This is a genomic window from Haemophilus sp. oral taxon 036 (assembly GCF_002998595.1).
GTDB classification, from domain to species: domain Bacteria; phylum Pseudomonadota; class Gammaproteobacteria; order Enterobacterales; family Pasteurellaceae; genus Haemophilus; species Haemophilus haemolyticus_K.
In genome coordinates, this window is record NZ_CP027235.1 from 847233 (window position 1) to 862284 (window position 15052).

Sequence of the window (15052 nt, forward strand, 5' to 3'; positions counted from 1 at the left end):
GTGAGCAATTTCACATTATTTGAAATTTATTCTCGCATTTCTAAAAATTCGCATCCAAGCACCATCTTCAGACCAATCTTCTGGATACCATGAGTTACTCACGGCACGGAATACACGTTCTGGGTGTGGCATCATCGCAGCAATACGACCGTCCACGTTAGAAATCGCGGTAATCCCTAATACCGAGCCATTTGGGTTGGCTGGATAAGTTTCAGTCACGTTTAAATGGCTGTCGATATATTGCGCCACAATCAAGTTTTGCGCTTGAAGTGCGGTCAAATTCTCAGGTGTTTTGAATTCTACGCGTCCTTCACCATGAGAAACGGCAATCGGCATATGTGAACCTGCCATGCCTTTAAACCACAATGAGTTGGTGTCGTTGATTTTCACCATCGCGGCACGCGCTTCAAAGCGTTCTGATTTATTACGCACGAAACGTGGCCAGTTTTCTGCACCTGGGATAATTTCCGCAAGGGTGGAGATAAATTGACAGCCATTACATACCCCTAATGAAAGGGTGTTTTCATTGGCGAAGAATTGGCTAAATTGATCGCGTAATTGTGGGTTAAATAAAATGGATTTCGCCCAGCCGCCGCCCGCGCCTAATACGTCACCGTAAGAGAAGCCACCACAGGCCACCATTGCGTTGAAATCGTTTAAGTTGTAACGGCCTGTCATTAAATCACTCATGTGAACATCAATCGCCGCAAAGCCAGCGCGGTCAAACGCTGCCGCCATTTCAACATGGCTGTTTACGCCTTGTTCACGCAATACGGCTACTTTCGGTTTCACGCCTTTGCTGATGTACGGCGCAGCAATATCTTCATTTACATCATAGGTTAAGTAAGCCGATAAACCTTTGTTGTCTGTCGTTTTTTTCGCTTCAAATTCTTGGTCAGCACATTCTGGGTTATCGCGTAAGCGTTGCATTTGATGGGTCAATTCTGCCCAAATGCCACGCAATTCAGAGCGTTTTTCATCCAAAATTTCCCTTCCGAATTGATGGATCACAATGCGATCATCGTTGCTAACCTTGCCGATGTCGTAGGTAATTCCCTCTAATCCATGTGTTTTCAACACCGTATAAATAGCGTCAAGTTCCGCCTCTAATACCTGAATCACCGCGCCTAATTCTTCGTTAAATAAAATGGCTAACTCGGAAATTTCTTGCGCATAGTGTTCCGCACCGAGCTCAAGCGCCCATCCTTTTCCGCTATCGAATAACGGAGAAATATCCACATCCACGCCACAGTTACCCGCAAACGCCATTTCTGCAAGCGTGGTAATTAAACCACCGTCTGAACGGTCGTGGTAAGCCAATAATTTACGCTCTGCCACCAATACTTGCATTGCATCGAAGAAATTTTTCAGTTTGGCTACGTTCACCACATCGGCTGGTTTGTCACCTAATTGTTTATACACTTGCGCAAGTGCGGTCGCGCCTAAGCGATTTTTTCTTTCGCCTAAATCAATCAACAATAAACGACTTGCACCTTTGTCTGTGCGCAATTGAGGTGTGACAGTTTTACGAACATCTTCCACGCGCGCAAAAGATGAAATCACTAAAGAAAGCGGTGCAGTGACGGATTTTTTCTCGCCATTTTCTTCCCAAGTGGTTTTCATCGACATAGAGTCTTTACCCACTGGAATAGTGATACCTAATGCAGGGCAAAGTTCTTCACCGACTGCTTTCACCGCTTCATATAAGCCAGCGTCTTCACCACCATGACCCGCTGCAGACATCCAGTTTGCAGAAAGTTTGATACGTTTAATATCGCCAATGTTAGTGCCCGCAATGTTAGTGATAGATTCAGCCACCGCTAAACGTGCAGAAGCACCAAAGTCTAATAACGCTACAGGTGCTCGTTCACCCATAGCCATGGCTTCACCGTGATAGCTGTCTAATGATGCAGTTGTGACCGCCACATCAGACACCGGAATTTGCCATGGGCCAACCATTTGATCGCGCGCCACCATACCGGTTACCGAACGGTCACCAATGGTAATTAAGAAAGTTTTTTCTGCCACCACCGGTAAACGCAATACGCGATGGAAGGCTTCTTTTAATTGAATATTTTCCGTTGCAAGCGGTCGGTTTTCGACAGTTTTTGACGAAACCTCACGGGTCATTTTCGGGGTTTTGCCTAATAACACATTCATTGGTAAATCAATTGGGTTATTGTCGAAATGACTATCGTGCAAGGTTAAATGTTTCTCTTCCGTTGCCTCACCAATGACCGCAAACGGCGCGCGCTCACGTTCACAAAGTGCGGTAAATAATTCGAGTTTTTCTGGCGCAACGGCTAAGACATAACGTTCTTGCGATTCGTTACACCAAATTTCCAATGGTGACATGCCTTTTTCATCGCAAAGGATTGAGCGTAAATCAAATTTACCGCCACGTTCACCATCGTGCACCAATTCAGGCATCGCGTTGGATAAACCACCCGCGCCCACGTCGTGAATAAAGAGAATTGGGTTTTCATCACCTAATTGCCAGCAGCGATCAATCACCTCTTGGCAGCGGCGTTCCATTTCTGGGTTTTCACGTTGAACAGAGGCAAAATCTAAATCTTCTTTTGATTTCCCGCTGTCCATAGAAGAAGCTGCGCCACCGCCTAAGCCGATGTTCATGGCTGGGCCGCCTAATACGATCAATTTTGCCCCGACTGGAATTTTGCCTTTTTGAACGTGTTCGCCACGAATATTACCAATACCGCCCGCTAACATAATCGGCTTGTGATAACCACGCACTTCTTCGCCATTGAAGCTGTTGACTTTCTCTTCATAGGTACGGAAATAGCCTAATAACGCAGGACGACCAAACTCATTGTTAAATGCGGCGCCGCCTAATGGACCTTCAATCATAATATCTAAGGCTGAAGCAATACGGTTTGGTTTGGAAAGTGGATTTTCCCAAGGCTGTTCAAAGTTTGGAATGACGAGGTTTGATACGGAGAAACCAGTTAAACCTGCTTTAGGTTTGGCACCACGACCCGTTGCACCTTCATCACGAATCTCACCTCCTGAACCTGTTGCGGCACCAGGGAATGGCGAAATCGCGGTTGGGTGGTTGTGGGTTTCCACTTTCATTAAGATATGTGCATCTTCATTGTGATAGCGATATTGCCCATCTTGATCTGCAAAGAAACGGCCAACTTTTGAGCCTTCCATCACCGCTGCATTATCTTTATAAGCTGAAAGCACGAAATCAGGGGTTTTCTCAAAGGTATTTTTAATCATTTTAAACAGGGATTTATCCTGTTTTTTGCCATCAATAATCCAATCCGCATTAAAGATTTTATGGCGGCAGTGCTCAGAGTTGGCTTGCGCGAACATATAAAGTTCAATATCGTGCGGATTTCGTCCTAATTGGGTAAAGTTTTCCACCAAATAATCAATTTCATCTTCTGCCAGTGCCAAGCCTAATTCTACATTGGCTGTCACTAAGGCTTCACGTCCGCCTTTCAAAATATCCACGGTTTTAAACGGTTTCTGATCTTGATGGCGGAATAAAATCTCAGCGTCTTCTGGATTATGCACCACGGTTTCCATCATTCGGTCATGTAAAAGTGCGGTCAATTTTTCTGTTGTTTTTTCATCAAGCGGTTGGCTTAACTCAAAATAATACGCCAAACCACGCTCAATACGCTCTACTTCATTTAAACCGCAGTTATGTGCAATATCCGTCGCTTTAGAAGACCAAGAAGAAATCGTGCCAACGCGAGGAATCACGATAAAGGTTTCGCCTTTGGCATCGTGTTCTGCCAAGGTCGGTCCGTAATGTAACAATGCTTTTAATTTTGCTTCCTGCTCGCTAACAAGCGGTCGATTTAATTCCACAAAATGCAAATATTCCGCGTAAACCGATTTCACCGGTAATTGATTTTGTTGGAATTTTTGCATTAAGCCTTGAATACGGAATTCAGAAAGGGCGGGTGAGCCACGAAAAGTTTGAAACATAAGGGGTCCTTTATGAGGATAGAAATGAAAATCGAGGGGTATTATAAAGGATATTTCTAGAAACGAAAACGTTTGCGCTAGCTGAAAATAAAATCCCCATCTTAAGAATTAGATGGGGATAAGAAGGTTATAGGGTTATAAAACCATCATATACATGGGTCGCTTCGCCAGTCATATAAAGTGGATAACCAACGCCATCCCATTCAATGATTAATGAACCGCCTGGCAAATCGACTTGAACTCGATTATTCAATAAACCTTGCATTATTCCAACTGCAACAGCTGCACAAGCTCCACTGCCACAGGCTTGCGTTTCTCCAGCACCACGTTCATAAACTCTAAGTTTAATATGCTCTTTATTGATGATTTGCATAAAACCAGCATTGACACGCTCAGGAAAACGCTCGTGACTTTCTAGCAAAGGACCGAGCTGTTCAACATTTGCTGTTTGAATATCATCTACTTGTACAACACAATGAGGATTCCCCATTGAAACGGCACCACATAAGACGGTTTGAATGTCTGTGCGTAGGATGTAATTTTTCTCGAATTTATTTGCGGTAAATGGAATTTTTGCTGGCTCCCAAATCGGTTCACCCATATTCACACGAATTTGGTTATCGTCTTTTACCGTTAGAACCATATTACCTTTTTGCGTGCTAACCGAGATGTCTTTTTTGTTAGTTAGTCCTTTCAATGTCACAAAACGAGCAAAACAGCGGGCACCATTTCCGCATTGCGAAACTTCACTTCCATCGGCATTGAAAATACGATAATGGAAGTCGAGTTCAGGATCATAAGGTGGTTCGACAAGTAAAAGTTGATCAAAGCCAATTCCACGGTGGCGATCCGCTAAGCGTTGAATGGTTTCTGACGTGAAAAAAACATTTTGAGTAACACCATCAACCACAACAAAATCGTTGCCTAATCCGTGCATTTTGGAAAACTGCATTTTTCCATCCTTTATTTAAATTCAAGATTGATTGCATTATAGAGAGCGGTAAAAAGAATGGCAAATTCAGAATTTTAGATTAAGAAAAGTGCGGTAAAACACAGGAAATTTTTACCGCACTTTATTCGCTAGTTTACTCAGATTACATCCAAGCATTATTGCGAATGATCCCTACTGCAATCCCTTCAATCTCAAAGTTTTCTTGTTCTTCAAGATTTACCACTATTGGATCAAATTCTTCATTTTCTGCGTGTAAATAAATGATAGAGCCTTTTTTCTCAAGGCGTTTTACCGTCACTTCATCTTCAATACGGGCAACGACAATTTGTCCATTGCGTACATCCTTGGTGCTATGTACAGCTAATAAATCACCATCTAAGATACCAATGTCTTTCATGGATTGACCATAAACTTTGAGTAAGAAATCGGCTTGTGGTTTAAACATATCGGCATCTACGCGATAAGTTGCTTCGATATGTTGTTCTGCAAGAATCGGTTCTCCAGCCGCTACGCGCCCCACGAGTGGTAAACCATCAAATTCTTCATTTGCGCTATTGTCTAAAATTCGGATACCGCGAGATGCGCCTGGAATAATTTCAATCGCACCTTTGCGTGAAAGCGCTTTTAAATGTTCTTCTGCAGCATTGGGTGATTTAAAGCCTAATTCTCGAGAGATTTCGGCTCGTGTTGGTGGCATGCCTGTTGTTTCTAAATGACGTTTTAATAAATCCAACACTTCTTGTTGGCGTGCTGTTAATGGTCTCATATACACTCCTGTTTTTAAATACAGATAACTGGTATTGTATACAGATTGTGTAAAGTTGCAATAGTTATTTTTTAAATCTGTGTATTAGGTCACATTCTGCCACTAAATTTTTTAAAGCGGTTGAGATCGGATGTGTTAAAATATTTCAAATTTACAACAAAGAGAAAATTTATCATGGCAAATTTTGTAAATATGTATCGTCAATTATTGAGCTTGCCTCTGTCAGTATTAGTGAAAAATAATCCAATTCCAGCCAATCCGATAGAAGAGCTTTCCCTCAATATTCACCAACCTGTTGTTTATGTTTTGCCTTATACCTCTCAAACCGATTTCGTTATTTTCCGTCGAAATTGTTTGGCGCTAGGTTTGCCTGATCCTGCTGAGAAAAATGAAATTGATGGTGTGAAGTTGCCTCGTTATGTGTATTTAGATGAGGGGCGCCGTATTTTTAAATCGAAAGGTGCGAAAGATGAAACTACCACGATTTTCAATAAATACCTCGAATTACACCGCACTTCTGAGAGTTTAGATGTGCAACTTATTCCAGTTTCCGTTCTTTGGGGGCGTTCTCCTGGGCATGAAGATAAATCCAGTTTGCCTAACTTGCGTTTGTTAAATGGCATGCAAAAAACTTTTGCTGCTATTTGGTTTGGACGTGATACTTTTGTACGTTTTTCTCAAGCCGTTTCATTACGTTATATGGTGAATGAGCATGGCTCTGATGAAAAAATTGCGCAAAAGCTGGCTCGAGTTGCAAAAATGCATTTTGCTAAACAGCGTATTTCTGCCACGGGTCCGCGTTTACCGAATCGCCAAGCTATGTTTAATAAATTATTGCAATCAGAAGCACTTCAACATGCGATTGAAGATGAAGCAAAATCGAAAAATATCAGTATTGAAAAAGCGCAAAAAGAAGCACATAAGATTTTGGATGAAATCGCTGCAGATGTAAGTCATTCAAGTTTACGAGCCGCTGATCGTTTTTTACGTTGGCTTTGGAATAAACTTTATTCTGGTATTGATGTGCAAAATGCAGATCGCGTACGTAAATTAGCACTTGAAGGTCATGAGATTGTTTATGTGCCTTGTCACCGTAGTCATATCGACTATTTATTACTTTCTTATGTGCTTTATCATCAAGGGCTTGTTCCACCGCATATCGCAGCAGGGATTAACTTAAATTTCTGGCCTGTGGGTAGAATGTTCCGCAGTTGGGGCGCATTCTTTATTCGCCGCACTTTTAAAGGAAATAGATTATATTCTGCCATTTTCCGCGAATATTTATCAGAGTTATTCCATCGTGGTTATTCGGTAGAATATTTTATTGAGGGTGGTCGTTCGCGCACTGGTCGTTTACTTGCGCCAAAAACAGGCATGATGTCGATGACTCTTCAAGCGTTGCAACATAATCAAACTCGTCCAATTTCTGTTGTGCCAGTTTATGTGGGCTATGAGCATGTATTGGAAGTGGATACTTACGCAAAAGAATTACGTGGCGCGGCGAAAGAAAAAGAAAATGCAGGTTTGGTTATTCGAGTAATAAAAAAATTACGCAATCTTGGTCAAGGTTTTGTGAATTTTGGCGAGCCAATTACACTTTCAAACTACTTGAGCCAACATTTCCCTGATTGGAAAGAGCAAAATCATGAAGAAAAACCACAATGGTTTGCTCCTGCTGTTGATTCTGTATCAAAACAAATAATGGTGAACATTAATAAAGCTGCCGCGGTGAATGCAATGAATTTGGTTGGGACAGCATTATTGTCTTCTCGTCAGCGTGCACTTTCTCGTGAGCAACTTTTAGAACAACTGTCGAGTTACCAACAATTACTACAAAACGTGCCTTATTCCGCAGATGTTGTATTGCCAACGGTTACGCCTGAAATGATGTTAAAGCATGTATTAACGCTTGATCGTGTTGGCGTGTTAGTCGAAAAAGATAACTTTGGGGAAATTGTGCGTTTAGAACGCGCATCAGCCGTCTTGATGACTTACTATCGCAATAATATTCAACACTTATTTGTATTGCCATCTTTAGTTGCAAGCATCATTTTGCATTATGAGGCGATTCAAAAAGATTTATTAGTCGAAGCTATCGGCAAGATCTATCCGTTCTTAAAAGGCGAGTTATTCTTACACTTTAGTGAAGAAGAGTTAAAAACTCAAATTCACCAAATTATTGATGAATTTGCGCGCCAACAGGTGATTAACTCTAATGATAATTTCTTATCTATCAATAAATCGAAAGTACGTATTTTACAACTTTGGTCTGCGGGAATGCGTGAAATCTTGCAACGTTATTACATCACAGTGACAATTTTGCAAAAACAACCAGATATTTCACGTGCAGAACTCGAAAAAGAAAGCCAACTTGTTGCACAGCGTTTATCTGTATTGCATGGTATTAACGCGCCGGAGTTCTTTGATAAAGCCGTCTTTTCTATGTTCATTGCGAACTTAAAAGAACAAGGTTATTTTGATGATAACGGCCAAGGTAACCTTGAAAAATTAGAGGCGTTATCCTCTATTCTTGCACATTTAATTTCAACCGAAATTTGCCTCACTGTAAAAGGCACGGTAGCTAAAGTTGAAGATAACTAAATATTATCATGTTACAAAGTGCGGTGAATATTCACCGCATTTTTTATTATCAACCCGATAAATAAAAATGTGATAGAGATCACATTTTTCATGTTTTTCAATTGTATTTTATTTTACGTGGGTGTATAACTCTGCCGATGATGAGAGAGAGATTTCGTCGTATCGTTGAGCTATCAGTAGTCGTCTTGATTTAGCACTTCCTTAAACCTCCCTTTCTATATTCTCAATAACGAATCAATGTGTTTTTACATATTGTTTGTTGTCATTTCTACAAATTTATTCCAAATAATTTAATGAAAAAGGACTGTTTTTATGAAATATGAACTTTTAAAACGTACTGCAATTGCGTTATTTGTTGGTGGTATTGTTTCTACTTATGCTATGGCAGATGATAAAGCTGTTGACGAGGCTCTAGCAGCTCTTGGTAAAGCTATTAACGCAAATGCTACAAAACAAACTGAAGCAACTGAAGCAGTGAAATCAGAACTCACTAAAAAAATTGAAGAACAAGATAAGAAAATTAACGATGATCTTTCTGGCGTTGCTAGTGATTTAGTCGGAGTTGCTGCCAATTCTTACAATAACACATTAACTTTAAATGGTTTTAAAGCTGGTGAGGATGTGTTGTATGATGTAGATACTACAACAGGTGCGGTGAGTAAAAAAACAGCAACAGAGGAAGATGTTAAAAATGATCCTTTAGAAGGAAAAGGAGTATTAGCTACAGTTATTAAAAATAAAAATTCTCTTGATGGTTTAAGTGAAGATTTAGGGAATTTAAAAAATAAAGTAGATGATATTGGTGAAACTGCGGCAAATAAAGAAGACTTAGGAAAATTAAATGATGCTGTAGTGAAGCTTCAAGAAGATACTAATGAATTCACAGGTATTTTGAGCAATAATAGTGAAGATATCGCTGCTAACAAGGAAGCTATTGATATAAATAAAAAGGATATTGAAACATTGAAAAAATCAGATCAATATCGTGATCTGATAAAAGTGAAAGATTTAGTTGAAAATAAAGCAGATAAGCAAGCATTAGAAGACCTTAAAAAAGAGGTTAAAGATAACGAAGAAGAAATCGGTAAAGTATCAGACTTTGTTAATAATGTTGACAGTGACGTTGATGAGTTAGTTGAAGAACATAATTCTCTTGCAGAAAAGCATGATAAATTAGTGGAAGGTGTTAAAAAATTTACTGAAGAGTATAATGTCTTTACCAATGCTACAAATGAAGAACTGAACAAAAAAGCATATGCTGATGATGTAGAAGATGCTTTATCTAGAAAGGCAAATGTATCAGATGTATATACTAAGGCTGAAAGCAACAGCAAACTAGATGCTAAAGCAGACAAGAATAGCGTTTACTCAAAATCTGAAACCGATAATAAATTTGCATTAAAAGCGGATAATTCAGTTGTTAGAAATCATACAGTAGACATTGATAAGTTACGTACGGATGTTAATGCTCATACAAAACGCCTTGATCATTTAGATAATAGAGTAAATAAACTTGATAAAGATCTTAAACGTGGTCTTGCTGCTCAAGCTGCTTTAACTGGTTTATTCCAACCATATACTGTGGGTAAAGCAAACTTTACAGCAGCTGTAGGTGGTTATAAATCTCAAACAGCAGTAGCTGTAGGTACAGGTTATCGTTATAACCAAAATATTGCAACCAAAGCAGGGGTTGCCTTTACTCAAGGTGGCGGTGTAACTTATAACGCTGGTGTAAACTTTGAGTGGTAAATAAATATTACCGATAAGGGCAGACATTGTGTCTGTCCTTTTTTCTTTATTAAACGTTAATAAACTGGTTAGAAATAAATTAAGACGGAATCTTATTATAAGTAAAAAACACTAAAGATTTTCACCGCACTTTTAAGTAAAATAGCGCAATTTTCTAAAGAGATAATAAATATGAAAGCCAAATTAGCTAGTTTACTTGCGCAAGCAAATATAAAAATAAGTGATCAACAAATTCAGCAGCTGATTGATCTGGTTAATTTACTCAATAAATGGAATAAAGCTTATAATTTGACATCAGTTCGTGATCCACAAGAAATGTTAGTCAAACATATTTTAGATAGTCTTGTTGTAAGCCCTTATTTACAAGGCGATCGTTTCATCGATGTCGGTACAGGCCCAGGCTTGCCTGGTTTACCTTTAGCAATTATTAATCCTTCTAAACAATTTGTTCTCCTTGATAGTTTAGGCAAACGTATTAGTTTTATTCGAAATGCAGTACGTGAGCTTGGGCTCACTAATGTAACGCCTGTTTTAAGTCGAGTAGAAGAATATCAACCTGAAGATAAATTTGATGGTGTATTAAGTCGCGCTTTTGCTTCGTTAAAAGATATGACTGACTGGTGCTATCATTTACCCAAAGAAAACGGTCATTTTTATGCATTAAAAGGTATTTATCAGGAAGATGAAATTAATGAATTGAATAAAAAATACACTATTCAAGAAGTGATTGAACTACATGTTCCTGAACTTATAGGTGAGCGACATTTAATCGTTTTGCGCTAAATCGTTACACTTTTATAAATTTTTTTCTAAAAGTGTGATTTAATTAACGTTTTTCTATACTTTTTAAGTTGAATCTAATTTGATCAAAGGTATAATTAGCGCGTTTTAAGGTTTTGAAAATGTCGAGAATTATACAACAAGCAAAAACACAGTATCGAAACGCTATTTTAATTGAAATAGTCATTATGCTGGTGTCTGCTTGTTTTTTTGCGTTTTGGCAAATAAAAAGTGCACTCGATTTTTTACTTGGATTTTTTTCTGCTTTACTGCCTTTTAGTGTGTTTATTTATGTGGTGTTTTATCTAAAACAACAACTTACCACAAAATTAACCGCACTTTATCGCGGGGAAGCAATTAAGTTTGTTTTAACGATTATATTGATTTCGATTTCATTTAGATACCTTGAAGTCACCAAGTTTTTACCGTTTTTTAGTGGTTTTTTTATGGCATTAATGCTGAATAACTTTATTCCATTTTTGCTTCGCCGAATTTAATTTTTATTTATACTAAGGGTTCATTATGTCTGGACAAACAACATCGGAATACATTAGTCACCATTTATCCTTCCTTAAGACTGGCGATGGCTTTTGGAACGTTCATGTTGACACATTGTTCTTTTCTATTCTTTCAGCCATTATTTTTCTTTTTATTTTTTCTCGTGTAGGAAAAAAAGCAACAACAGGCGTTCCTGGAAAAATGCAATGCTTAGTTGAAATTGTGGTGGAATGGGTTAATGGCATTGTGAAAGAAAATTTTCATGGCCCACGCAATGTAGTTGCGCCACTTGCATTAACCATTTTCTGTTGGGTATTCATCATGAATGCTATCGACTTAATTCCTGTTGATTTCTTGCCTCAATTTGCAGGTTTGTTCGGTATTCATTATCTTCGTGCTGTGCCAACAGCAGATATTAGCGCAACTTTGGGTATGTCCATTTGTGTTTTCTTTTTAATTCTTTTCTACACAGTAAAATCTAAAGGATTCAAAGGTTTAGTTAAAGAATATACGCTTCATCCATTCAATCATTGGGCGTTTATTCCTGTTAACTTTATTCTTGAAACCGTAACCTTATTAGCTAAACCTATTTCTCTTGCATTCCGTTTATTCGGTAATATGTATGCTGGGGAGCTAATCTTTATTCTTATTGCTGTGATGTACTCCGCAAATGCGGCCATCGCGGCATTGGGAATTCCATTACACCTCGCTTGGGCGATTTTCCATATTTTGGTTATTACGTTACAAGCATTCATCTTTATGATGTTAACGGTGGTTTACTTAAGTATTGCTTATAATAAAGCAGATCATTAATCATTTTTTATTAACCGGCTCTAGGGCTAAAACTTAACTTCTATTGGAGAAAATTATGGAAACTGTAATTACAGCTACAATCATCGGTGCATCAATTCTTCTTGCATTTGCTGCATTAGGCACTGCAATTGGCTTTGCTATTCTAGGTGGTAAATTCTTAGAATCATCAGCTCGCCAACCAGAATTAGCATCTAGCTTACAAACTAAAATGTTTATTGTAGCTGGTCTTTTAGATGCGATTGCAATGATTGCTGTTGGTATTTCATTACTTTTCATTTTCGCAAACCCATTCATCGGTTTATTACACTAATCACCTTATTTGCTTATCAACGTAAAACAAGCATAGTAAGGAGGACGTTGTGAATTTAAATGCAACATTGATTGGTCAACTTATTGCATTCGCACTTTTCGTGTGGTTTTGTATGAAGTTTGTTTGGCCACCAATTATTAATGCGATTGAAACACGTCAAAGCCAAATTGCGAACGCTTTAGCGTCAGCCGAAGCAGCTAAAAAAGAGCAAGCAGATACGAAAAATCTTGTTGAACAAGAACTTTCAGCTGCAAAAGTACAAGCTCAAGACATTTTAGATGCAGCGAATAAACGTCGCAATGAAGTATTAGACGAAGTGAAGGCAGAAGCAGAAGAACTAAAAGCAAAAATTATTGCTCAAGGTTATGCAGAAGTAGAAGCAGAACGTAAACGTGTTCAAGAAGAATTACGTCTTAAAGTGGCTTCATTGGCTGTGGCTGGTGCTGAGAAAATTGTGGGTCGTTCTATTGATGAAGCGGCAAACAATGACATTATTGATAAATTAGTTGCAGAGTTATAAGAGGCTTAGCTTATGTCAGAATTAACTACAATAGCTCGCCCTTATGCAAAAGCTGCATTCGACTTTGCCATTGAACAAAGTGCGGTCGAAAAATGGACTGAAATGTTAGGTTTTGCTGCAGCCGTAGCTGAAGATAAAACGGTAAAAGCTTACTTAAGTAGTTCTCTTTCTGCACAGAAATTAGCTGATACAGTAATTTCTATTTGTGGCGAACAATTGGATCAATATGGGCAAAATCTTATTCGGTTAATGGCTGAAAATAAGCGTTTGAGTGTTATTCCTGCGGTGTTTGAAGAATTTAAACATCACGTAGAGGAGCACCAAGCTATTGCAGAAGTTGAAGTAACGTCTGCGCAACCATTGAATGCAACACAAATCGAAAAAATTGCAGCTGCAATGGAAAAAAGATTAGCTCGCAAAGTGAAATTAAATTGCAACGTGGATAACGCACTTATTGCTGGTGTGATTATTCGTACTGAAGACTTTGTGATTGACGGAAGTAGCAGTGGGCAACTTACTCGTCTCGCAAACGAGTTGCAATTATAAGAGGAATACAAGATGCAACTAAATTCAACTGAAATTAGTGAATTGATTAAAAAACGCATCGCTCAATTCGACGTGGTCAGTGAAGCGCGTAATACAGGGACAATTGTTTCTGTAAGCGATGGTATTATTCGCATCCACGGTTTAAGCGATGTGATGCAAGGTGAAATGATTGCCTTACCAGGTAATCGTTATGCGATGGCACTTAACCTTGAACGCGATTCTGTTGGTGCTGTAGTTATGGGACCTTACGCAGATTTAGCGGAAGGTATGGAAGTTCAATGTACAGGTCGTATTCTTGAAGTACCAGTTGGTCGTGGTTTATTAGGTCGTGTAGTTAATACGCTTGGTCAACCAATCGATGGTAAAGGCGAAATTGAAAATGATGGTTTCTCACCAGTAGAAGTGATTGCACCAGGTGTTATCGATCGTCGTTCTGTTGATCAACCTGTTCAAACTGGTTATAAAGCTGTTGACTCAATGGTGCCGATCGGCCGTGGTCAACGTGAGTTAATCATCGGTGACCGTCAAACGGGTAAAACTGCGTTAGCTATTGACGCTATTATTAACCAACGTAATTCTGGTATTAAATGTATCTATGTTGCGATTGGTCAAAAAGCCTCTACTATCGCAAACGTCGTGCGCAAATTAGAAGAACATGGTGCGCTTGCAAATACTATCGTGGTAGCTGCATCTGCATCTGAATCAGCTGCGTTACAATATTTAGCACCTTATGCTGGTTGTGCGATGGGTGAATATTTCCGTGATCGCGGCGAAGATGCGTTAATTGTTTATGATGATTTATCAAAACAAGCCGTAGCTTATCGTCAAATTTCATTATTATTACGTCGTCCACCAGGTCGTGAAGCTTATCCAGGTGATGTATTCTATTTACATTCTCGTTTACTAGAACGTGCTTCTCGCGTAAACGAAGATTACGTAGAAAAATTCACTAAAGGTGAAGTGAAAGGAAAAACAGGTTCTTTAACCGCACTTCCTATTATTGAAACCCAAGCTGGTGACGTATCTGCGTTTGTTCCAACCAACGTAATTTCTATTACTGATGGTCAGATTTTCTTAGAATCTAACTTGTTTAACTCAGGTATCCGTCCTGCGGTAAACCCAGGTATTTCGGTATCTCGTGTTGGTGGTTCAGCGCAAACTAAAGTTATTAAGAAATTAGCGGGTGGTATTCGTACCGCGCTAGCTCAATATCGTGAATTAGCAGCGTTTGCACAGTTTGCATCAGATCTTGATGATGCGACTCGTAAGCAACTTTCTCACGGTGAAAAAGTAACTGAATTATTAAAACAAAAACAATTTGCTCCATTATCTGTTGCAGAACAAGCGGTTGTATTGTTTGCTGTTGAATTTGGTTATTTGGATGACGTGGAATTATCAAAAATTGCAAGTTTTGAGACCGCACTTTTAGATTATTCTAACCGTAATCACGCTGAGTTTATGCAAGAGCTTACTAAAACCGGTAACTATAATGACGAAATCAAAGATACATTAAAAGGTATTTTAGATAGTTTTAAAGCGAATAGTGCTTGGTAG

The 15052-nt window shown here is 38.9% G+C and carries 12 protein-coding genes; 9 read left to right on the forward strand and 3 right to left on the reverse strand.

What is annotated here, in order from left to right; all coding sequences use genetic code 11:
* Nucleotides 1-15: 15 nt before the first annotated feature.
* The 3 genes from purL to lexA form a co-directional block, all read right to left on the reverse strand.
* Complete coding sequence (gene purL / locus C3V42_RS04140) at nt 16-3963, reverse strand: phosphoribosylformylglycinamidine synthase (protein WP_164994219.1); 3948 nt, start codon at nt 3961-3963, stop codon at nt 16-18.
* Between the two features lie 127 nt (nt 3964-4090).
* Nucleotides 4091-4915, reverse strand: coding sequence for a diaminopimelate epimerase (dapF, locus tag C3V42_RS04145; protein ID WP_106013779.1), 825 nt, complete (start codon nt 4913-4915; stop codon nt 4091-4093).
* Nucleotides 4916-5057: 142 nt separating this feature from the next.
* Nucleotides 5058-5681, reverse strand: a complete 624-nt coding sequence (lexA, locus tag C3V42_RS04150; protein ID WP_005632942.1) for a transcriptional repressor LexA — start codon at nt 5679-5681, stop codon at nt 5058-5060.
* Between the two features lie 174 nt (nt 5682-5855).
* Here lexA and plsB point away from each other — a divergent pair, with 174 nt between their 5' ends.
* The 9 genes from plsB (at nt 5856) to atpA (ending at nt 15052) form a co-directional block, all read left to right on the forward strand.
* A complete protein-coding gene (plsB, locus tag C3V42_RS04155) occupies nt 5856-8282 on the forward strand; it encodes a glycerol-3-phosphate 1-O-acyltransferase PlsB (RefSeq protein ID WP_106013780.1) in 2427 nt (808 codons plus the stop codon).
* 312 nt (nt 8283-8594) lie between these two features.
* The gene (locus C3V42_RS08705) at nt 8595-10031 is read left to right on the forward strand and encodes a YadA C-terminal domain-containing protein (RefSeq protein WP_240610366.1); all 1437 of its coding nucleotides are present in this window, start codon (nt 8595-8597) and stop codon (nt 10029-10031) included.
* Between the two features lie 171 nt (nt 10032-10202).
* Nucleotides 10203-10814, forward strand: a complete 612-nt coding sequence (rsmG, locus tag C3V42_RS04165) for a 16S rRNA (guanine(527)-N(7))-methyltransferase RsmG (RefSeq protein ID WP_106013781.1) — start codon at nt 10203-10205, stop codon at nt 10812-10814.
* 119 nt (nt 10815-10933) lie between these two features.
* A complete protein-coding gene (locus C3V42_RS04170) occupies nt 10934-11308 on the forward strand; it encodes an ATP synthase subunit I (protein ID WP_106013782.1) in 375 nt (124 codons plus the stop codon).
* Nucleotides 11309-11333: 25 nt separating this feature from the next.
* Nucleotides 11334-12122, forward strand: coding sequence for a F0F1 ATP synthase subunit A (gene atpB / locus C3V42_RS04175; protein ID WP_106013783.1), 789 nt, complete (start codon nt 11334-11336; stop codon nt 12120-12122).
* A 55-nt stretch (nt 12123-12177) separates the two neighbouring features.
* The gene (gene atpE / locus C3V42_RS04180; protein WP_005629249.1) at nt 12178-12432 is read left to right on the forward strand and encodes a F0F1 ATP synthase subunit C; all 255 of its coding nucleotides are present in this window, start codon (nt 12178-12180) and stop codon (nt 12430-12432) included.
* A 49-nt stretch (nt 12433-12481) separates the two neighbouring features.
* A complete protein-coding gene (atpF, locus tag C3V42_RS04185) occupies nt 12482-12952 on the forward strand; it encodes a F0F1 ATP synthase subunit B (protein WP_005649414.1) in 471 nt (156 codons plus the stop codon).
* A 12-nt stretch (nt 12953-12964) separates the two neighbouring features.
* Entirely contained in the window at nt 12965-13498 is a 534-nt protein-coding gene (atpH, locus tag C3V42_RS04190; protein ID WP_106013784.1) for a F0F1 ATP synthase subunit delta, read from the forward strand.
* A gap of 12 nt (nt 13499-13510) precedes the next feature.
* Nucleotides 13511-15052 (forward strand): F0F1 ATP synthase subunit alpha, encoded by a 1542-nt coding sequence (gene atpA / locus C3V42_RS04195; RefSeq protein WP_005629241.1) that lies wholly within the window; start codon nt 13511-13513, stop codon nt 15050-15052.